Origin of the sequence: Nibrella saemangeumensis, assembly GCF_039541915.1 — a bacterium.
GTDB lineage: Bacteria > Bacteroidota > Bacteroidia > Cytophagales > Spirosomataceae > Nibrella > Nibrella saemangeumensis.
Map to the genome: position 1 here is coordinate 118,752 of NZ_BAABHD010000005.1, position 20,910 is coordinate 139,661.

14 protein-coding genes are annotated in these 20,910 nt (G+C 54.9%); 1 reads left to right on the forward strand and 13 read right to left on the reverse strand.

All coding sequences use genetic code 11. The annotated features are described in order from the left end of the window. Positions 1–50: 50 nt before the first annotated feature. The 6 genes from ABD949_RS02390 to ABD949_RS02415 form a co-directional block, all read right to left on the reverse strand. A complete protein-coding gene (locus ABD949_RS02390; RefSeq protein WP_345240190.1) occupies positions 51–1,592 on the reverse strand; it encodes an alpha-N-arabinofuranosidase in 1,542 nt (513 codons plus the stop codon). A gap of 30 nt (positions 1,593–1,622) precedes the next feature. Beyond that, complete coding sequence (locus ABD949_RS02395; RefSeq protein ID WP_345240192.1) at positions 1,623–2,351, reverse strand: NUDIX hydrolase; 729 nt, start codon at positions 2,349–2,351, stop codon at positions 1,623–1,625. A gap of 250 nt (positions 2,352–2,601) precedes the next feature. After that, positions 2,602–3,981, reverse strand: a complete 1,380-nt coding sequence (gene mnmE, locus ABD949_RS02400; RefSeq protein ID WP_345240194.1) for a tRNA uridine-5-carboxymethylaminomethyl(34) synthesis GTPase MnmE — start codon at positions 3,979–3,981, stop codon at positions 2,602–2,604. A 25-nt stretch (positions 3,982–4,006) separates the two neighbouring features. Further along, the gene (locus ABD949_RS02405; protein ID WP_345240196.1) at positions 4,007–5,032 is read right to left on the reverse strand and encodes an oxygenase MpaB family protein; all 1,026 of its coding nucleotides are present in this window, start codon (positions 5,030–5,032) and stop codon (positions 4,007–4,009) included. 55 nt (positions 5,033–5,087) lie between these two features. After that, complete coding sequence (locus ABD949_RS02410) at positions 5,088–5,849, reverse strand: MBL fold metallo-hydrolase (protein WP_345240197.1); 762 nt, start codon at positions 5,847–5,849, stop codon at positions 5,088–5,090. Between the two features lie 75 nt (positions 5,850–5,924). Beyond that, positions 5,925–6,305, reverse strand: coding sequence for a response regulator (locus tag ABD949_RS02415; RefSeq protein WP_345240198.1), 381 nt, complete (start codon positions 6,303–6,305; stop codon positions 5,925–5,927). Between the two features lie 364 nt (positions 6,306–6,669). On the opposite strand from ABD949_RS02415, the gene ABD949_RS02420 reads away from it, so the two are divergent. Continuing rightward, positions 6,670–7,110, forward strand: coding sequence for a WapI family immunity protein (locus ABD949_RS02420; protein ID WP_345240199.1), 441 nt, complete (start codon positions 6,670–6,672; stop codon positions 7,108–7,110). A gap of 69 nt (positions 7,111–7,179) precedes the next feature. On the opposite strand, the gene ABD949_RS02425 is transcribed toward ABD949_RS02420, so the two are convergent. The 7 genes from ABD949_RS02425 to ABD949_RS02455 form a co-directional block, all read right to left on the reverse strand. Continuing rightward, positions 7,180–10,878, reverse strand: coding sequence for a PAS domain S-box protein (locus ABD949_RS02425; RefSeq protein ID WP_345240201.1), 3,699 nt, complete (start codon positions 10,876–10,878; stop codon positions 7,180–7,182). Positions 10,879–10,997: 119 nt separating this feature from the next. After that, positions 10,998–12,395 carry a WG repeat-containing protein gene (locus ABD949_RS02430; protein ID WP_345240203.1) on the reverse strand — a complete coding sequence of 466 codons (1,398 nt, stop codon included), beginning with the start codon at positions 12,393–12,395 and terminating at the stop codon, positions 10,998–11,000. 88 nt (positions 12,396–12,483) lie between these two features. Further along, the gene (locus tag ABD949_RS02435) at positions 12,484–13,905 is read right to left on the reverse strand and encodes a hypothetical protein (RefSeq protein ID WP_345240204.1); all 1,422 of its coding nucleotides are present in this window, start codon (positions 13,903–13,905) and stop codon (positions 12,484–12,486) included. Between the two features lie 11 nt (positions 13,906–13,916). Then, on the reverse strand, positions 13,917–17,486 hold the full coding sequence (locus tag ABD949_RS02440) for a hypothetical protein (protein WP_345240206.1): 3,570 nt from the start codon (positions 17,484–17,486) through the stop codon (positions 13,917–13,919). Between the two features lie 27 nt (positions 17,487–17,513). Further along, entirely contained in the window at positions 17,514–19,007 is a 1,494-nt protein-coding gene (locus ABD949_RS02445) for a hypothetical protein (RefSeq protein ID WP_345240208.1), read from the reverse strand. Between the two features lie 96 nt (positions 19,008–19,103). Beyond that, positions 19,104–19,478, reverse strand: a complete 375-nt coding sequence (locus ABD949_RS02450) for a hypothetical protein (RefSeq protein ID WP_345240210.1) — start codon at positions 19,476–19,478, stop codon at positions 19,104–19,106. Between the two features lie 96 nt (positions 19,479–19,574). Beyond that, a complete protein-coding gene (locus ABD949_RS02455) occupies positions 19,575–20,885 on the reverse strand; it encodes a hypothetical protein (protein WP_345240211.1) in 1,311 nt (436 codons plus the stop codon). Positions 20,886–20,910 lie beyond the last annotated feature (25 nt).

The following is a 20,910-nucleotide window of genomic DNA, read 5'->3' on the forward strand; positions in this document are numbered from 1 at the left end:
GGGCACATCGGTGAATCATCCATTCATTTAATCATTCAACAATTTATCACTCACATCTCCAGCACCACCACCGATACCGGCGGCAGGGTTACGGTTAGGTTATCGCCGTTGAGTTTAGTTCCGGTAAAAGAGGCCGGTTTGACCTTGGTGGGATTCTCGAACGTGTTGTGGTCCTGCACCTTAGGCGAAGTCAGGATGCGCCCCCTCACCGCCGACGCTTTGAGGCCCTTCAGGCTTATCGTAATCTCCTGCGGCTTCCCAGCGTCGATGTTGACCAGCGAGATATGCGTTTTGCCCGCTTTATCGCGCGACGCCGACACCGATACGGCCGGGAGCGTATAGTCACCCACCTTATAGTCCTCCGTCTTTACATCAACCGGCAGCATCGTCGCGTCCTGGTGTACATTGTACATCTCCAGCACGTGGTACGTGGGCGTCAGCAGCAACTTATCGCCCTTGGTCAGAATCACCGCCTGGAGCACGTTAATCGCCTGTGCCAGATTCGCCATCCGGACTCGCTCAGCGTATTTGTGGAAAATGTTGAGCGTAGCACCGGCCAGAATGGCGTCGCGCATGGTGTTTTGCTGGTACAGAAAACCCGGATTGGTCCCCGGCTCGACTTCGTACCACGCCCCCCACTCATCCACCACCAGCGCTATTCTCTTCTGCGGGTCGTACTTATCCATAATTTCCGAATGCTTCTGCACGAACACGTCCATTTTCAAGGCTTCGTGCATCGTATGCGCGTATTGGGTTTCGGTAAATTCGGTAGCAGACCCTTTCTCGTTCGGGCCCCAGCCGAATGTAGAGTAGTGGTGCAGGGCCACGCCCTCAACCATTTTGCCGGGGATGTTTTTCATGAGGGTTTCGGTCCAGTTGAAGTCATCGGAACTGGCCCCCGACGCAATCCGGAAGATGGTTTCTTTACCCACTTGGGGGGCCATGAACGTAGCATACTGGCGATAAATGTTGGCATAGTAGTCGGCCGTCATGTTACCCCCACAGCCCCAGGCCTCGTTCCCAACCCCCCAGTAGCGCACGTTCCAGGGAGTCTGCCGGCCGTTCTGCTGCCGCAGGTTCGACATCGGACTGTTGCTGGGGAAATTGACGTACTGCACCCAGTCGCTCAGGTCCTGCACGGAGCCGCTGCCGACATTCCCGGCCAGGTAAGGCTCCGTGCCGAGCAGTTCGCACATATTCAGGAAGTCGTGCGTGCCGAAGCTGTTATCTTCGGTAACGCCCCCCCACCAGGTGTTCACGATCTTCGGTCGCTTCGCTTTCGGGCCAATGCCGTCTTTCCAGTGATAGGTATCGGCAAAGCAGCCGCCCGGCCAGCGCAGGTTCGGAATCTTCATCTTTTTCAGCGCTTCGACCACGTCGAGCCGTACGCCGTTTTTATTGGGGATTTTAGAGTTGCCTTCGCCGACGTAAAAGCCATCGTAGATACACCGGCCAAGGTGTTCGGCAAAGTGGCCGTAGATGTGTCGGCTGATGACGGTCTTTCCCGCATCGGCGTTGACCGTTACCCGGTTCTGGGCAATTGCCGCCAGCGACAGGGTTGTAAGGCTAAGGGAGAGTAAATACTTTTTCATAAAACGAAAACGTGTTTGTCTGACACAATTTCAGGTATTGCTTAAAGGCATTGTCCGGTCATCGGCCATAATCAATTCGGGCAGAAAGCCGAAATTACCTTGTTGCTGCCGGACGTATTCAGGGGCATTGAGCGTATAGAGCTGCCCTTTTTTGGTCTGTGAGCTCATGTCTTTTTCGCCGGTTCCCACCAGCAGGTTCGTCGACAGAACCTTGCGGCTGAAATTCCGGCGATCCAGTTTAGTATCGTAAATGGCTTCGTACAGTTTCTGAAGCTGAGGAATGGTAAATTTCCCCGGCAGCAGTTCAAAGCCAATTGGATTCAGGGCCGCTTTGGTACGCAGTCTTTTCAATGCCTCCTGCACCATCCTGTCGTGGTCGAATATAAGCTTCGGTTTTTTGTGGAGACTGATCCAGGAAGCATTATGCAGCCTGATGGCATTAACATCCTGGTCTTCGATATTGACCAGGGCATAGTAGGCAACCGAAATGGTACGTTCGACCGGGTCGCGGTTTATGGCCCCAAACGTCTGAAACTGCTCCAGGTAATTATTGTCGAGACCGGTCAGGTCATATACTATTCGATGAGCCGCTTCTTCGAGGCTTTCCCCTTCGTTGAGAAAGCCTCCCATCAGGGACCAGTTGCCATATTCAGGTTCAAAGTGGCGCTTAATCAGCAGGAGATTAAGGCCTTCGCCATCGAAACCAAAAATGATACAGTCAAGCGCCACCAGAACTCTATGGGTATGCGTATAGGGCATTCGTTAATAACCGTTTATTTCTCTGCTTGCCAGCTTTTCCGAATCGTGTAATTTCAACACAATTATAGAAATATTTCTTTTCTATCCAAAGAATATCATAACAATATAGGGTGACGTAGGAAAGTTGGCGGCATCACCTTCCCATCAGTTAATATCCAATAGGTGTGAGTTTGTGTCAGTAAATGCCAGTACGTGCCACATACGTTTCAAAAAGCCTGCCTGTTAAAATATGCTCCCCAATCAAGCAGGGTTACTTTCCGATACAGAACCTACTAAAAATCGAATCCAGCAAATCGTCCGTTGTGACTTCTCCGGTCAGTTCGCCGAGGTGGCGGAGGGCCTGGCGGAGGTCCATGGCGAGCCAGTCGGCGGTGACGCCGGCGTCGAGGCCGCCGATGGCGCGGGAAAGGGCCTGGTCGGTGCCGGTCAGGTGCTCGTAATGGCGGGTGTTGGTGACTACGGCGCTGCCGGTTTGTACAGCGGCATCGGTGCGGACGCGGGCAGATAGGCTGGCTTTCAACTCGTCGATGCGCTCGTCGCGGGCCGAAATCCAGGTGATGGCTTCGTCCGCAGCCGCTTCCAATTGCTGCCGCTGGTCAGCGGAGGTAACGTCGGCTTTGTTGCCAACGAGGATATAGGGCTTATCACTGTCGTGAATGTCGGCTAACGCGGCCTCTAACTCGTCTGGCGTAATGTTGGCGCCGTCGAAGAGGTAGATAATCAGGGCGGCATCGCGCATTTTCTGCTGCGTGCGCTCTACGCCAATGGCCTCAATGGTGTCGGTGGTGTGCCGCAGCCCGGCGGTGTCGATGAGCCGGAATCGGATGCCGTCGATGAACAGTTCATCTTCGATCACATCGCGGGTGGTACCGGGTATTTCCGAGACAATGGCTTTTTCCTCGTTCAGCAGGGCGTTCAGCAGGGTCGATTTGCCGGCATTCGGCTTACCCACAATGACCGTCGGCACGCCGTTCTTGATGGCGTTGCCAGCCGAGAACGAGTCGATCAGCGGACGCAGCACCCGGCGGATGTCCATTATCAGCGACCGCAGTTGCTCGCGCTTGGCAAACTCCACGTCCTCTTCGCCAAAATCCAGTTCCAGCTCCACCAGCGCCACAAAGTCGATGAGTTGCTGGCGGAGGGCCTTCAGTTGCTTGGAAAAACCACCCCGCAGTTGGGTCAGGGCAGCCCGGTGACTGGCTTCGGAGTCGGCGGCAATCAGGTCGGCTACGGCTTCGGCCTGCACCAGATCAAACTGGCCGTTTAGAAACGCCCGCTGGGTAAACTCGCCCGGCCGGGCCAGCCGTACGCCCTCGCGGGTGAGCCGCTGCAGAATCTGCCGGATAATATAATCGGAGCCGTGGCAGGAGATTTCCACCACGTCTTCTTTGGTAAACGAATTGGGGCTGCGGAAAACCGTCACCAGCACTTCATCAATTATACTGTCGTTTTCGTCGCGCAGTGTGCCAAAATGGACGGTATGGGAAGCCTGCTGGCTGAGGTCTTTGCCTTTGAATAACCGATTGACCAGCTCAATAGCGCCTTCGCCCGAAACACGCAGAACGGCAATGGCCCCGATACCCGGCGCAGTAGCTAAGGCGGCAATCGGATCAAGTTGTAAAATGCTCATACTGGGGTAACACACGCAACGGGCGCTAAGGTTTCGCAATGGTCGCGGAGGTGCTGCGGGACAGCAGATCGGTGAAAACAGGGAGTTTGGTGGTGAGCGTTACCAGCCGCGTCTCCACCGGCACATCGGGTATGGCCAGCATATCGGCAAGGGCGTCGCCCAGGAAAAAGCGCATCTGGGCGGCTGCCAGATTGTAGGCACTTGGCGAACCGGCCTGCTGCTCCAGGGCCCGCAGCAGCGCTTTGGTTAAGCCCTGACCGGCTTCCGATGCCTCAAACTGCCGCTGGGCAATAATCCGGTCCAGGTGAAACGCTTCGCGCAGGTTCTGCGGCAGCAGTTCGTCGGCTACGCCGTTGATATACCCTACCACGTTCAGGAGATGCAGATACGCTTCTTCTTCAGCCTCGCTGGTGGTAATATTGGCTTTGCGCAAACCCCGAATCACGATGTACGAGAATGCGCCGTTGGTGCCGGCCATATCCTCCTGATTCACCGGGTAACCCCAGTCCATATTCCAGCGGCCGCTGTTAAGCACAAACCAGCGCGAGGCTGCATGGATCAGCCGGATTTTCAGAATACGGGTAAAGATGGCACCGTTGGTCCACTCCTTCTCATTCATCACCCCAAACACAAATTCGCCAGTTTCCTGCAAACGCCGGTACGTGTCGTTTTTGATCCGCTCCGTCATCCAGAGCACCTGCGCCCCGTTGGCCGCCAGGTAGCAGTACGGCAGCGAGTAACAGCCGAGCGATAAGGCAACGGCGCCGGCATGCTTCCAGAAGAAAGCGAGTCCCTGCTTCATTTTCCGCTTATCAGCCCAGGCCGGCAGGTACGCGAACTCGCGTATGAACTGCTGCACCGGTTCGGGCTGCCTGTCCAGCGAAAGATCCTGGGGATCGGCCAGCCAGCGCATGAGGTTTCTTAGCTCGTCCTTGCCGTGCTGATCGACTACGGCGGTAATTGCCGCATCGGCCGGTGCGTCACCCTGCAGGCGGTAGTGCCGGAGAAGTTCGTCCGTAAACGTGCGGGTGGGTTTAATGATCGTCGGCATAGGTTTCACTGGTTTCTACGCGGATAACGACCTGTGCAGGTGATTAGTTTACGCCTTACAGGCTTAGCTGCAAACCATCGTACCCCAGCCGGATATTGTGGGGTAATTCTTTTTCCACTTCGTGGTGCAGACCCATTTTGTGGCTGATATGGGTGAAGAATGTCAGCTCCGGCCGGATGCGTTCTACCAGGGCCACCGCCTGCTCCAGCGTAAAATGGGAGATATGATCGTTGCGCTGCAGGGCATCCAGTACCAGTACCTGCGTACCGTATACTTTTTCGAGTTCTGCGTCGGAGATGTAGTTGAGGTCGGTGAGGTAAGTGAAATTGTGTACCCGAAAGCCAAACACCGGCAGGCGGTGGTGCATCACCTCTATCGGGATGATCCGGACTCCGGCTATTTCAAAGGGTTCATTGTTGATCTCGTGCGTGCGAATGCTCGGCACACCGGGGTACTTTTTATCGGCAAAGACGTAGGCAAACTCGTTCCGGAGCTGGTTCAGCACCCGCCCACGGGCGTAGATGGGAATTTCTTCCTGCTGCCGGAAATTAAACGCCCTGACCTCATCCAGGCCAGCCGTATGGTCTTTGTGCTCGTGCGTGAACACCACCGCATCCAGCCGCTCCAGACTCAACCGAAGCATCTGCTGCCGGAAATCCGGGCCGGTGTCAATCACGATACTCCGCCCATCCACGGCCAGGTGTACCGACGAACGCAATCGTTTGTCGCGAAAATCGACCGACCGGCAAACCGCACACGTGCAGCCAATCATAGGCACACCCGACGACGTACCCGTACCGAGGAGGGTTATCTGCATATTGAGTGATTCAGCGATTGAGTGAATGAGCGATCAATCGTCTTCACTCAATCGCCAAATCACTCAATCACTCCATTAATTATCCGTTAACTGATTGACAACCTCAACCAGGCGGTCGAAGTTCAGGGGTTTCACGAGCACATCGTTGAAGCCGGCAGCTTTAAACTCTTCTTCGGTGTAATTTTTCGCGTTACCGGTAATGGCCACAATGGGTACAGCCGCTTTTTGGGGTTGCGGCAGCGCCCGAACCCGACGGACACACTCCATTCCATCCATAATCGGCATGTTGATGTCCAGCAGCAGAATAGAGAAATCCTCTTTCTCCAGGATCTGCAACACCTGTTCGCCATTCTTCACGGCGGTTATATCATAATTCTGAAACTCAAGGATTTTGCGGGCCAGGTTTTGAATAACCGAACTATCTTCAGCAATCAGGACTCGTTTGGAAGAGGACATATGGCTATTGGTCGTAGGTAACAAGGATGGTTTTGGCTGGTGAAATTAACGATAATTATCTAAACGCAAAAAAGCCCCGCCCACACCGGTGCACAGGCTTTTCAAAATATATGTACCCACATTCATTCAGGGAGTGGACAAGGCTCACATTAAATTTTATAAAATTCACATCCCGGTAACACCATTTTCTGAAATGTTTTGTACATTTATCTTCCCAATCCACCCTAACCCGGGTTGATGCACTCCGGTCACCGCTTTTCGGAGTGCTTTTGTCCGCAAGCGGTTTTTACGAACACCCCACCGTTCGTCTGTTTACTTCGCACGCCGGTTACTATTCTCTTCCATCTTCTTATTAGCTGATTTTATGAAATTAACCGGACCAGAAGGTGAGTTCGAATTGCAGATACTGGATTACGAGTATACGGATGCACCTTCCTTCCTGGACCGAAACTGGCTTCTTGTCAACCTGCGTACGCATTACCAGGGCCGGGAGCATACCTGTACCGCTTCTCTTTTATCAACCTGGGAGATTGAAATGCTGCTTGGCTGGATGCAGTCCGTAGTTTCCAACCGGGAACTGGCCCCCAAAGTCACGTTTGTGGAGCCCAGCCTGAGTATTAGCAACGAATCGGCCCGGAAGGATAAATACGAATTTTGCATTAAACTAGCCGGCGAGGCTACTCCAGCCTGGTATGAGGATCACAAACGCCCATTCTGGCTGAAGGTCAGCCCTGACCCACAGGAGCTTAAAGGCGCCATTCAGGATTTAAAAGGGCAACTTGAGCAATTTCCTGTACGGGAGTAGTTGATTGGTTCAATGGTTAATTGGGTTTTGATACCCGTGAACTAACTAACCAATTAACCATTGAACCAATCAACCAATCAACCCTTTATATTCCACCAGAAACTCCTGAAAGGCTTCGCTTAGCTGCTTGAGGTTATCGCCCAGCGTGCTGGTATCATTTGTTTTTAGCTTACCTTCGGCATCGCGGGCAATGTGAGCCAGCCGGGGAACCCCAATGGTTCCGGCGCTGCCCTTCAGCGTGTGCAGGTGGCTTTTCACCGTCGGAATGTCACCCAGGGCAAACGCGTCCAGCGAGCCCTGTACCAGCTCGGTTGCTTCGTTGACGAACTCCTCAAAGATGGAATCAACCAGTTCCTGACCACCCAGGTCCCGCAGTTGACCCACAATTTCCTGGTCAATTACCGGCACCGTCAGCGCCTGGGCAATCGCCTGCTGCTTCTGCTGCAACTGTGCCGACTCCTGCCGCGACTTACCGGCATCGTAGATTTCCCTGACTTTAGTGATAAGGCTTTGAGCGCGGATGGGCTTGGCAATGTAATCGTCGAGGCCCTGGCTCAGGAACCGTTCCCGATCTTCGCGCATGGAATATGCCGTCATAGCCACAATAGTCGGCAACTGGCCAGTGAACCTTTCGCGCAACTGCCGGGTCGTTTCCACCCCATCCATGTCGGGCATCTGAATGTCCATAAAGATCAGGTCGAACCGGACCGGCCCCGCCAGCGACTGCTCAAACTGCTCGATGGCCTCAAAGCCACTGGCGGCCGTGGTCACCACACAACCGGCTTTCCGGAGAATTTCGCTCGCCACTTTTCGGTTCACGGCATTGTCATCGACCAGTAACACGTTCGGATGCTCGTTTTTGAAGAAGCCAATCAGCGTTACTTCAGCCGCTTCGGCACTGGCACTGGTGGGGGCAATGGCCGTTTCTTTCACTTCAATGGTAAACCAGAAGGTACTCCCCTGCCCTACCTCGGAGTGAACCCCTACATCGCCTTTCATCAGGTGTGCCAGTTCTTTGGAGATCGCCAGACCCAGACCGGTACCACCAAACGACTTCTTCGAGGAGGTATCTACCTGGCTGAACGAATTGAACAGCAGACCAATATTGTCTGATGATATACCAATACCCGTATCCCGCACCTCGACCCGCACCCGGTTGAACTTACCCCGCTTGCTGATCACCGACGCTTCCACATGCACCATACCGTTTTCGGTGAACTTAATGGCGTTAGAAGTCATGTTCGACAGGATCTGTAACAGCCGCGTCTGATCGGCAATAATGTAGGTAGGCAGGTCATCGCTCAGGTGGTAGGTGAGTTCGTTGTTTTTCGCGTTAGCCTGCTGCGAGAACAAGGCAATCAGTTTATCAAATACCTCCCGGAACGCCAGCGGGGCTTCGTGCAGCACCATTTTACCGGCCTCGATCTTCGACAGATCCAGAATGTCATTCAGAATGTTGAGCAGCGTCTCCGACGAGCGCTTAATGGTGCGGACATAATCCCGCTGCTCATCGTTGAGGGTCGTATCCGTGAGCAGGTCGATCATGCCAATGACGCCGTTCATCGGCGTGCGGATCTCGTGGCTCATGTTGGCCAGGAACCGCTCCTTCACTTTCAGCGACCGCTCGGCTTCTTCCTTAGCCTTCACCAGTTCCTGTGCCTGCCGCTTCAGTTCGGTGATGTCGCGGGCCAGCGCGGCCACAACCGAGTAGTTACCCTGCTCGTCTTTCAGCAGCAGCATGTTAAACATGAACTGCTTCTCGGTGCCGTCTTTCCGCCGGAGGGTCGCTTCAAAGTTGCGCAAACTGCGGTTACGAACCAGCTTGAACATGGCCCGGCGGATCACGCTCTTATCCACAAAATACTGCGTCACGTCCTGCCCCAGCACCTCGTCGGGCGTGTAGCCGGAGCGCTTGAATATCGACGGGCTGACCATGGTGATACGGCCTTTGCGGTCGACGCGGACGTAGATATCCTGAAGGTTTTCAAAGATACCCCGGAACTTCTCTTCACTCTGCCGCAGGCTGAGTTCAGCCCGTTTCCGGTTGGTAATATCCCGCGCAATACCGGATACTTCTTCAATAAGACCACCCGACAGCAGAATGGGGTTCAGGTGAAACTCCAGCCAGGTATCGCCCCGTTTCGATTCAAAGAACATTTCAAAGTTCTGGGGTATTCCCCGGAAAGCCATCCGGTATTTCTCTTCCAGCATCCGGCGGTTTTCTTCGCCGATCATGCGCCAGCCCAACTTTTCGGTACTGATGCTCAGCGCCGGCGTTTCGCCCAGATGGTTTTCAATCATCCGGGTATAATTCCTGTTGAACGAGGTAAGCTGAAGCGATTTATTCACCGACCAGATCAGGTACGTGCTGCTGTTGAAGATGGCATTCAGCCTCGCCGTCTGCTTGTTCAGCGCGGCTTCGTACTGCTTACGGGCAATGGCCAGGGCTACCTGCCCCGAAATAAATTCCAGCAACTCCAGATCGCGGGGGCCGTAGGTGCGGTCATCGTCGTAGGATTTTACGCCGATGATCCCCGTAATCTCGTCCCCAATCCGCAGCGGAGCCGTCAGCATCACCTTTGGCTGGTGCTGGCCGTACAAATCGATCTGGTGCTGCTCAGAAAGGTGCCGGATGTCTTTTTCGTACAGGAACAGCGGCTTGTTGGCCCGGATCGTGTACTCGGTAAGCCCACTCCCTAATCTCCGCTTGGTAAAGCGAAGATTCCCCCGGAAATATTCATCGACGTAGTATGGAAAATGCACGTAATTCTTCCCCTGATCGTACAGGGCGATAAAGAAGTTGCGGGCGTCGATGATGTTGCCCAGTTCTTCGTGGATCTTCTGGTACAGATCGTCCAGGTTCCGGGTATTGATGGTCCAGTTGGCAATGCTGTAGTACAGTTTCTGCGCTTTTTCGGCCCGGATCTTACTGGTAATATCGTGCAGAATACAGCGGAAGGCCGTAGGGCGTCCCTGGTCGTACCGGCAATTGACGCTACCCGACAGGAAAATGGTTTTGCCGCTGCGGCTCCGGAAGACCGTCTCAAAATAAGGCATCTTCTCCCCTTCCTGAATCCGCTTCAGCCGCTCCAGGGTGGTATCAGCATAGTCGGGATGCAGGACGTCGGTCAGGTGCAGGGCAGCAATCTGGTCGGAGCTGTAACCCAGTACCTCGCGCCAGGCCCGGTTGACAAAGATGAACTTGCCGTCGAGGGTGAGCAGCTGGATCAGGTCACTGGTATTGTCGACCAAGTCCTGCAACTGCGCATTGGAGTACGACAGCGCCGACGCTACCCGCTTCTTGTTCGTGATGTCCTCGCCAATGATGGTAAAAGACGTAATCACACCAGATACGTTGTTCACGATCAGCGAGTTGAGGTGAACATTGCGCAAAGCACCGCTCCGGGCCAGTAAATCAATCTCTTTATGTTCCAGAAAACCACCCCGCTCCAGTGCTTCGGTAAAGTCCTGCTGTACCTGCTCCCGCTCGTCGGTGGGAATAAATACGGCAAAGAAGTTTTTGCCAATTACCTCGTCGGGTTGCCAGGCCGTAACGCGGAAGGTATAGGGATTTACGTACGATACGATCCCGTCCTTCTCGATGGTCAGGCCGATCAGGTTTAGCTGGTCGACAGTCTTGCGCACGTCGAACAGCGGCACGTGCTGGGTGCGGGGAAAGTTTTCGAGGGAATTCAAAATATCCAGTTCTTTACTCAGCCGACGGATTTCGGCGGCCAGTTCTTCTTTGGTTTTAGCAGACCAGCGCATCCCTGCAAGTGTTTAGGAAGGAATTTCGTGGTAATCACAGCCAGATTAAATTTACAAAAATTCACCAGCTTTTTACCAGATCTGCGCAACAAATAAACATCCGTAGGGTAAAGAAAGACTTATTCTTCAATGCGATTTCCGTTGGCGTCAATCAGCATGGGTTTGCCGTTCAGGATCACCAGCGCACGGTCGGTGTGAAAATCGCCGACTGATTCGTATCTGGGCGTGATCACCCACTGCCCATTGGCATCGATAAACCCCCACTTTTTGCCTTTGCGAGCTGCCCGCAGGCCCGAGTCGCTGGCCCCTTCCACCACCTCGTCATAGGAGGCATTCGCCGGCACCTGACCCTCCAGTTCGACTGGTGAATCAGCCGGGGCCAGCTCGTCCGAATTGGTCTGGTCGTCGGTGGCGATGTCGTCGTACTGCTCAGCGGCCTGGCGGGATGCCAAAGAAGAAGCAGACTCGCTATTCGGTGTAATCGACGCGCTGCGCCGGGGCCGGGTCGACTTCACGGGGGGTTCTTCCTTCTTCTCGGATTTAACAACCCATACCGTCAGGGCAATCAGCACCAGCACCACCACAGCCGCCAGCAGAATAATAAACGTATCTGACTTCTCCTGCTTCGGTGGGGCAACCGGTTTGGGCGGAGTGGGTAAGGTGGGTGACTTTACCGGTGGAGCCTGGGGTTGCTCCCAGTGACTGAGGTGCTTCCAGTCGGTAGAGGCCAGCTTAGCCCGGAGGTTCGGTCCCTGTGGGGTGTTCACTGAGGCATAAAAATGATCGGTGAGGTAGGCGCGTACTTCGGCCGCGACCAGTTGCTCGTCATAATCGAGCAGCGAGAACAGGGTCTGAATGGCTCCGGCGGGAATCTGCTTGTCGTACCGGTCGAGGTAGCGCTTGATCTCCTCCCGCACCTGCGGCCGCAGATCCGGTTCGGCCGGTTTATCGGGTACGGGTACAGGGGCGGGTATTGGCTCCGGGGCAAACATGCGCGTGAGCGAAAGCCGCGGTTCCGGCTCGCCGGGCGACTCCACGCCGGGCGACTCCTCCGCCAGCGGGTGGGGCTGATCGGTTGATTCGGGAGCTGGATGCGGAGTTGGTGGGTTGAGTGGTTGAGTAGCCGGGGGCGGCACGGGAGCCGTAACAGGAGGTTCTGGCTGCGGGTCGGGTATGGTTTCCAGGATAGCGGGTATCCACTTGTCAGTCACGAACGTGCGGGAGAGCCGCGCCCGGTCGGCTTCCTCCACAAACAAACGGATGTCGCTCTGGTAAAGCTGCTTTTGCTGCTTCTGCGCCGTCTCCAGAATTTTGGCTTTCAGCTCACTAATACGACCAAAATCCGGAGCTACGGCATAACTGACCTGGTTAACCAGCCGGGAAAAATCGGCCGGCGAAAGGCCCAGTTGCTGGGCCTCGTCGGTGAGCCCCCGCTGTCGCCACTCCCATTCCGCTACGTTACCTTCGTGCAGTACAATTTCGTCTTTTATCCGTTCTTTTAGTTCCTCCAGCGTCATGATGGCCTACCGCTCTCCCGTAGGGGCTCTTTTATGGACCCGGCTTTACCGGTAAAGGGATCAAAGAAACTAAAAAACTTAGAAACCTCTATATGAAACTGATCTGTGCCTTATCCGTGATCGTCCACTTTTCCCCCTGGAGCGCCAGCTTCCCCGGCTGATCAGTTCGAATACGGCTGCCGGGTTGCGGCTGGGTCATATACGTACAGGTCTCGTTCAGGAACGAGTACGGATCAGATAAGGCCATTCGCTGCGCATCAGCGTTATCGGTCACACGGTAGGTAGCCTGTCCGTCGTTGATTAGTTGAATTTCAAAAACCGTATCCCGATCCGGCGCATTTACCAGGCCATTGACGCTGAATCCATCCCCCAAATCGGCGGTACGTGCGAAAAAGGTAGTTACTTTCGGCTTCATCCGGTTAGCAGGCTGAGCCGGTTGGGGAGACTGCCCCTGCCGGAGCGATTGAGGGGCCGGCGGTGCCTGGGTCGACGGTTGCGGTGACGCTGGCCCTGGCTGCTGGGGCGGTGCCGGTGGCCGTTGCTGAACGGGTGGCCGTGCATCAGCCGGTTGTACCGGGCGGGCTGCCGATTCGCCAGATCTGGCCGATACGATTCCGGACCCTAAAGAGGAGAGCGTATCCCGGATCGTATTCACATTCTGCTCCGTACGTTGGGCCACCGTTTCCATGGACTGTAGCCGGGTCTGCAACTGGCTGCGCTCCTCTTCCACCTTTCTAAGCCTATTCTCCAGCTTCACCCGCTCATTTTCCACAACTTTCACCCGATGACTTACTTCATTGATTTGTTCACTCCCAACGGCCTGCCGGGTTTCGACCGGCGCTGCGGCCGGCTTTCTGCGGCCTAAAGCATACAACAAACCGGCCAGATTCAGGATCGATAGCCAGAAGGCCCAAAAACCGTAATCAATCATACCTTTTGTTTCGTTTGTAACAGGTTCGTTTTGTGGGGAAAGGGGCACTGAACTGGTATCGGTCTCAGGCTCCGGGTCAAGATTCTGCGCCAGGGCATTTTCGGGGATCGGAACCGTAACGGCCTCCGCAACGATCTGGTCCAGTTCTGTCCGGTAGGCACTGTAGGTCGGTAACTGAAGCCGGTGCCGGCGCCCAATGCCGGAGGTTACCTTATCCATCAGGAACGTCTGCAGGCCCGATAAAACCCGATTGACATCGTCCGGGCTGGTCAGCGGACTTCTTCTTTGCAAATCCTGACTTTTCTGCCGCCCGTCCCGCACCAGCTGGTCCGCGCGCTGTAGTTTATTTTCCGTAATAAACGATTGCAGATCCCCATCGGTGGTGCAATCGTCGCATTTGGGCCGGCTTACAGAGCCGAAGGTTTTGGTATCGCTCGCCAGAAATTCCAGCGTGGCCCGCAGCATCTGAAACGTGGCCGTATCGACCTGCTGCTGATACGTATCTGAACGTTGAGCCAATACTGACCGGCCCATCAACAGGCCGGTCAGTATCAGTAAGCCAATTAGCAGTCGTTGCATCTTCCCAGGGGTCAGGATTCGGCAATGTGTTTCGACAATTCGTAGAGTGCGTGTTTGAGCGGCAGGAAGAAGAACGTTTCGGCCAGCGCTTCGTTCGGCCGGCTCTCCAGTCCTACCCTGGCCAGCATGTAGCTGTCGTACACCAGGCCGCCCCGCGTTACATCGGTACCCACCAGGTAGTCGAAGTAGCGCTCTGGCGTCTGGATGTTGTACTCGCTCAGGAAGTACGCAATATCCCGGTTGAGCAGCGTCTTTTCCAGGAAGGTCTTCACGTTGTTGAGCACCGAGTTGTGGAAATCCGTCTGGGCCCTGGCTTCGCCAATCTTGGTCCGGCGGTACTCAAACGGCGTCTGGTTTTCGAGTTCATCGCCCCAGTACGAGGTCGTTTCGCGGTTTTCGTACTGCGCTTTTTCGGCACCCGCGTTTTCGAATAACACCGCACCAGCGGCTGTGGTCTCCTTAGGGTTATCGGTCAGGATCACTTCGAAGTCGGGCGGGATCGGCAGCTTGGTGTACGACTCAAACAGCATCCGCGTAAACGTGATCAGCCGCGACCGCGAGCCCAACATGTTCAGGTACTGGCTACCGCGCCCGGTAAAGGTCAGGTAACGGGGCAGCCCCAACTGATGACTCTCGATCAGCTGCACCAGGTGGTACACAATGGCGCTGTAGTGCAGGTACAGCACCAGCCGCAGGGCCGGCTTTCCATCCTGAATAGACTGGATGAACTTGAAATGATCGTTGTACTTAAAGAGCAGGCTGACGATGTCCTCGGCGGTCAGTTCAGGCTTCTCCAGAAACGTTTGCAGAATGTTATCCTCCCGCGCCGGACTCTGGTTAAGCGTCCGGCGGTAGGTCAGGTAGTTCTTAACGAAGCCGTTATCTTTCCGATGCGACGGATGCCCCTGCTCGTTGAGTCCTCCACCCCAGATGTCGTAGCCGGCAAAGCGGAATGAGGTATTCAGGTACCGGCCCTGCTGCTTCATGAACAGCATGATGTCGGCCGTGCCCCCGCCAATATCTACGTTGACGGTATCGGCGAAGGACTTCACCCCATTTTTAACGAGGTAGAAGTACGGTGCGAGCGCTTCGGAGATCGGCCGTTGCCGGAAGATGTTGGTGGTACCAAATACGTTGCGGAAGGCCTGCTCCCACTCCTGCACCAGGTTGTCTTCGTTCAGCGCCCGCATACTCGACGGCGACAGCCAGACCACACTCGCCTGTTGGATGTTACCCTGGTTGAGCAGAATTTTGTTCCGGATCATCAGCAGCAGCGTTTCAAAGAACGCACGCACCCGTGGCCGGTTGAGGGTATCGCCCGGCTGGTTCTCAAACAGCCACTTCAGGTTAGTGATGTAGTGGTTGACGCCCGTGCTACCCTCTTCCAGATCAATATTGAAGCCTAAGTTGATCTTGCTGAACAAATTGTCTCCGCTGTCGGTAAAGCCGCTTTTTTCGTAGACGGTGGTACGAAGCGGGAAGACAAAAGGCGAGCCATATTCCCGGCCGACGATCGGTGGTACAAATTCCCGGCGAATGAGGGTATCCATTTGCGGCAGCCGGCCGTAGCTGATGGGTAGCCGGTATTTGTCGTACATGGTGCGGGCTTCGTAGCCATCGTATGGCTTGTTGAGCGACACCATCTGCAGCTCATCCTGATCCAGGTGAACTTTGGAGTCACTCACCGTCAGCGCCTTCGGCTCTACGCCCCCAACGGCAGCATCGGCGTAGGCGACGTGGGTATTGGAGGTACCGAAGTCGATGGCAAAGGTGTAATTCTTGTAGCCTTTCTGGTCAATGATCGTGAACTTCGGCAGCACCAGACCGTGGTAGGGTACGCCACCCCGTTCGAGCCGAATTTCGACCAGGTCAAAATCCTGCGGTACTTTGTAGTAGTACGATGCCGGCTGATCGGCTTTGGGCGTCCGGGCCTCCGGTGCCGGTACGTTCAGCCACTGGTTCGATACAATATTGGCCAATTGAAAAAAGCGCACCGACGTAGCCGCCCGGAATCCGGTATTGTCTTCGCTCCAGTCGGCCACCAGGACATTGTATTTGTTCAGGCTCTGCCAGTACGGATCGGGAACCGTAATCCGGTAGAAGGGGAAGAACGCGATACCCGAACGGAACTCCAGCACGGTTTCGGGCTTATTCAGGTCGTATTCTTTCCGGAACTCGATGGTCCGGTTGTTCCGGATCGGAATCTTCAGCGAAGCAATCATGACGCGGCCCAGGCCCCGGTCCTCTTCCCGGATGGTAAGCTGCTTTTGCAGATCTTCCGGCCGGAAGAAGTTGAAATACGCCTTCCGCACCGGCAACAGGTATTCAGAGTCACCGATGGTGCCGGTCATAAACCGCTCGTTATTGATTTTGAACGGCATCCGGATCAGGAAATCTTCCAGGAAGTCATCCGTGGTGACGAACGGGTACCGCACGTTGTCTACACCCGGCAGGTATCGGTCGGCCAGCAGGCCGTCTTCGCTGAGGTTGTTCAGCGAGGAGCGGAAGATAACCGTCTGCGGATTCCAGGGGGTATTTTTCACGTACCGGCCCGCCACATCCATCCGCGACGCCAGCGCCAGCGGCCGCCGGATATTGGTCGGGGCTCCGTTGCGGGCTTCGCGCTGAAAATGCGTGACCGTCGGCTGCAGCACAAAATCGCTGCTTTCCTCGATGTCGTCCATCAGGTCAGCTTCACGCACCTTATACAGTACGACTCCCGGCAGCACCTGGAGGGCCGAATTGCTTTCGCCCCCGATGGTAATCGGGTCAAAGTTGCTGAGCGTTGTGCCCTGCGCCACCGGCAGCGGCACCGGATTATCGAAGAACACCTTATACAGGTAGTCTTTGAAGCCGCCGTACAGCGCCGAACTGCCATATTGGTCGTACAGCCGGCGCATGTAAGTCACGAATGCGTCGTCGCGGTCCTGTAGCGGGATGTACTCGTTCTGGAACAGGATACGGCCCGTTGTGCTCTTAGGCGGATCGATAAATTTGTTCTGCCGCTCCTGCTCCCAGTTAGGCGAGGTAAAGACGAGCGTCAGCGGTGATGTACCACCCAGCAGCGCCCCTTTGTAGTAGATCAGGGTAAACTGCTGGAGGTTGGCCAGTTCGTTGCGCAGGTCCAGTTCCAGGGCCTTGGCCAGAATCTGGTGCGAATGCCGTACCGGGCCCGCCGAGCCGACCGGCGCAGAGTTGGTACGCTGGCCTAAGGTGGCCAGCCGCTCGGCCCGGCCCCAGACGCGATAGGTTACATCGTTGCTGTTGCCGGCCTGAAACAGCAGTTCGAGCATATCGAGGCAGTGCGACACCAGCACGTGGTACATCGACAGCTCGCGGGGGTTCAGGTTATTGCGCACCATGCGAAAGGCCGTATCGAACAGATACAGCCGCGCGAACGGCGACGGAATAGAGGTGCCCGCTTTGGACGCTACCCCGGACGCCCCACCGGCCGCGCCCGACAGCGTGTCGGGGATATGCTCGATGCGGTTACCGGTCAGACCGCCCTGGGTGCCGGTCCAACCCTGGTGATTTTGTTCACTAACGTTGGGATCGTTATCAATTCGAAGGATATGAGCCATAATTCACTAAAAAGCTAAAAGGTCGGGTTAAACAACGGCATCGGCCAGTTCCCGGTTAATAGGGCCAAGTTTCTCCCGGCACCGCTCGGCTACTTCAATGAGTATCTGCATAAAGCGCATTTCGGGCTGAGGATAAGCCGCCTGCAGGGTATTCTCCGCTTTGCCGGCCTGTTCTTTCAGGAAGCCGTCGCTGATGCCCTTGTTGAAAAAGCCGGTTTCGATCTGCCTGGAGCGGACCATGGAGTTATACGGAGCATTCAGATCAAACGGGTTGAAGCTCCGGTCATTTTCGGCCAGTTCACGCAGCCACTCCTTGTAGTGGAAGCTCATGAAGTTGCGCAGGGAGGTATAGAACGTGTTGGTGTTCAGTTGCTGCGGCAGCTGGAGATTCTTGGCGAAGGCCTCATTGATGTTTGCCGGCACAAAATCGGTGAAGAATTTGGTGGCGTACGAGAACCGGATCAGCGGCTCCAGCAGGTTGTGGTATGTATTGTCGTGGAAGTGGGGCAGGTCCAGCTTCCGGTCGTTGCGTCGCAGCGCGTATTCGTAATACCGCTTGTTGTCGCCGAAATCATCGTTGCCGGTCATGGCGAAATTCAGGACAGCCTCAGCCGCCAGCATCTCCACAATATGGGCATTGTTGATCTGCTGCGAACCGCCTTCCACGTTGGGGTACAGCTTGGCACCGGGCCGGTCGCCGATGTAGTACAGCGCATCCAGCTGGATCTGGTTCTGGTAGTATGACAGGGCGGCCTTGGTCTTCGACAGAAACCGGTTCTGATCGATGGAGCTGCCGGCGTTCTCTTCCAGCGCAAAATACGGCATCACCGTCACGGCTCCCTTGCGGGCGTTCCGGATCGGCATTTTCTGGCTGGGGTGCTGCAGTAGCTTTACTAACTGCGGGAAACCCGACGAACCGGTACCGCCAAAAATGGAGCTGATGATAAAGATCCGGTCGGTTTCGTTGTTGAAGGCACCGGTAAAGTATTTGTACACGGCCGAGTCTTCCAGCGAATTGAACACGACACTACCGATGTTGGGGTTACCCTTGAAGCCAACCGAGAGGTTCAGCTTCAGTTCGGCGCTCGTCGGCCGGGCCGAATTGTCGTAGAACAGCTTCAGGAATTCCCGGTCAATGTCTTCGAGGCTGCTGACGTTCAGGAACTCTTCAAACGTACCCTGATGCTCCGTCAGTTTCGGGAGAATGGAGTCGCCGATGCGCTCCTGGGCGTTATCGGCCTGCAAAGTACCCAGCGGCTGCATGGGCGTGGCAAAGAACGTGCGACGCTCCGACTGACCACCCTGCGCAGCGGTGTCTTTATAAGCCCCCCGGCGGATAGTCCGGTACAGTTCCACAATGCGCAGAGACCGCTCGGTATCGCCGTTCTGCATGTCCATATCGAGCAGAATGGGAATGATCGTCAGGTCGGCAGGGGTTTTCGCGCCGGCAGCCAGCAACATCGTCAGCGAGCGCAGCACCCGCGCCCCCGTTCCCCCAATTCCAAAAAGAAATAGTTTCATAAACTTAATTGTTTCAAGTTTCAGGTTTCAAGTTTCAAGTTAAAATGAGCTACTGCTAAACTTGAAACATGAAACCTGAAACAGTTGAAACCTATTTTAAAAAGGTGTCCGTTTGGCGAAAATGGAAAAGCGCTTTAGCAAAGCAGAAAAAATGGTAAAGAAGATGACGGCATAGAGCGCATTGATGCCGCCGAAACCCTGCATGTAGCTGTCGGCCTCGTCGGCACCGGTGCGGTCCTTTGCATATTGCAACGCATAGACAAAGCCGAAAATTGCCACCACGACCAAAGTGATTATCCAATGGGTCGTATTATCGAAGACCGGTTTCCACCGTCCAAGCAGCAGGTAAAACACAGCCGCTACGATCAGCGCAAACAATAAGGTGAGCATGCCGACTGGGGTAAAAATCTCGTCGGCGAAGATGGGGTCATTGTTCTGGCCCAGCCAGAGTTCGTACAGGGAGGTGAACATTAGTTACGATTAAAGTTTGAGGTTCGTTGTTTTAGGTTTTAGGTTCCAGACTAATGACCGTACGAATTAACCTGGAACTTGAAACAAAGAACAAGCCTATTTTTCTATTTTAAAGTTGAGTTGCAGAAAATCGTTTGTTGCCGATTGGTATGCTTCTTTGACGCCGTTCATCAGGTGCTGCAGGGCAAAGGTCTTGTTCTGGCGACCCGTAGCGGTCCGGTCATCCATGGTCGACCATTGCTCCGGCCAGTTATCAAACCGCACCGGCAGGCGTACCGCCACATTGGCCTCGTCGCCAAATACGTTATCAATCCGGAACGTCAGCACATGCGTCGACTGGTTCAGCAGCCGCTGTTCCCGCTCGCTTAACCGGCTGGTATTGGTCACGGCTTCTTTCTTCTGCACATTGGCCAGTTTGACGGAGGCATCTTTCGAGGTAACCACCAGATTTTTGCGAATATAATCGTCGGTCTGGGCGTAGGCCGGCAGACCATTCAGGTCAAGCCCAACGGCAAATTCGGCCGGCGCACCACCTTTGGTCTTTAGCTCTGACACGTTGCCGCCTTTGGCCCGCCAGTCGCCTTTTTTGTTCAGCGAAAAGAACAGATCGTATTTTTTCAGGGCGCTGCCGGTACCGAACGAAAGTGTTTTAGCCGGCTGGCTGGTCAGCATTTCCTGCATCCGCTGATTAAAATCGTTCAGCAATTCCTGCTTACCGATTACCCAGATATAGAACGGCCGACTTTCGCCGTTCAGCGTCTGTTTGGCATTCTGGTAGTCGTAATAGGTACCGTTGAAGGCCGAACGATAGCCATACACGGTAGCGCCGATGCCCTGCCGGTTCATGCGGACAAACTCATCGTAAATATTGTTCTTCAGCACACTCGATGCGTCGGTGCGGTTGATGTTGGGATCGCGCCGGATCTCCTGGTCCGGGAAGGACAGAATCGCATCGGTCACCAGGATAGCGATGCTGTTACCGCCCGCTTTTTTGGCAACCTGCTCAAAGATGCTGTGCAGCTTGGAACTGCGACCTGAAGCCAGGGGTGTGGTGGCCATATCAGAAACAAATTTGGCCGGATTGCCTTTGTATGGCTGAGGCTGCTCAGAAATGGTCCAGATGGTTACCGGTTTAATGGTATTGGCCTTAGTTACAATTTCCGACACCACATCTTTAAATTCGGTCCCCCCCTTTAGATAGCCGTTCATGCTCGCCGAGGTTTCCATGAAGAAGTGGATTTCATTGAGCGTAGCCGCCGGAGCAGCCGCTGGTGTGGTATTGTCTTTGTTTATTTTTCCCTTTCGTTCGGTCCGCTCTCCCCGGTCGTTGCCACCGCACCCGAAGAGGGTTACCAGAAGAAGGAGGAAAAACCAATGAGTCGATTGTTTTCGTATACGCTGATTCATCATCCAATAAAAACGGAGTCAGTGG

Bases quoted from the DNA above. Each gene is read 5' to 3' on its own strand.
- ABD949_RS02425 (WP_345240201.1), bottom strand. From the start codon at position 10,878: ATGCGCTGGTCTGCTAAAACCAAAGAAGAACTGGCCGCCGAAATCCGT.
- ABD949_RS02455 (WP_345240211.1), bottom strand. From the start codon at position 20,885: ATGAATCAGCGTATACGAAAACAATCGACTCATTGGTTTTTCCTCCTT.
- ABD949_RS02395 (WP_345240192.1), bottom strand. From the start codon at position 2,351: ATGCCCTATACGCATACCCATAGAGTTCTGGTGGCGCTTGACTGTATC.
- mnmE (WP_345240194.1), bottom strand. From the start codon at position 3,981: ATGAGCATTTTACAACTTGATCCGATTGCCGCCTTAGCTACTGCGCCG.
- ABD949_RS02430 (WP_345240203.1), bottom strand. From the start codon at position 12,395: ATGACGCTGGAGGAACTAAAAGAACGGATAAAAGACGAAATTGTACTG.
- ABD949_RS02445 (WP_345240208.1), bottom strand. From the start codon at position 19,007: ATGAAACTATTTCTTTTTGGAATTGGGGGAACGGGGGCGCGGGTGCTG.
- ABD949_RS02450 (WP_345240210.1), bottom strand. From the start codon at position 19,478: ATGTTCACCTCCCTGTACGAACTCTGGCTGGGCCAGAACAATGACCCC.
- ABD949_RS02410 (WP_345240197.1), bottom strand. From the start codon at position 5,849: ATGCAGATAACCCTCCTCGGTACGGGTACGTCGTCGGGTGTGCCTATG.
- ABD949_RS02390 (WP_345240190.1), bottom strand. From the start codon at position 1,592: ATGAAAAAGTATTTACTCTCCCTTAGCCTTACAACCCTGTCGCTGGCG.
- ABD949_RS02440 (WP_345240206.1), bottom strand. From the start codon at position 17,486: ATGGCTCATATCCTTCGAATTGATAACGATCCCAACGTTAGTGAACAA.
- ABD949_RS02405 (WP_345240196.1), bottom strand. From the start codon at position 5,032: ATGCCGACGATCATTAAACCCACCCGCACGTTTACGGACGAACTTCTC.
- ABD949_RS02420 (WP_345240199.1), top strand. From the start codon at position 6,670: ATGAAATTAACCGGACCAGAAGGTGAGTTCGAATTGCAGATACTGGAT.
- ABD949_RS02435 (WP_345240204.1), bottom strand. From the start codon at position 13,905: ATGCAACGACTGCTAATTGGCTTACTGATACTGACCGGCCTGTTGATG.
- ABD949_RS02415 (WP_345240198.1), bottom strand. From the start codon at position 6,305: ATGTCCTCTTCCAAACGAGTCCTGATTGCTGAAGATAGTTCGGTTATT.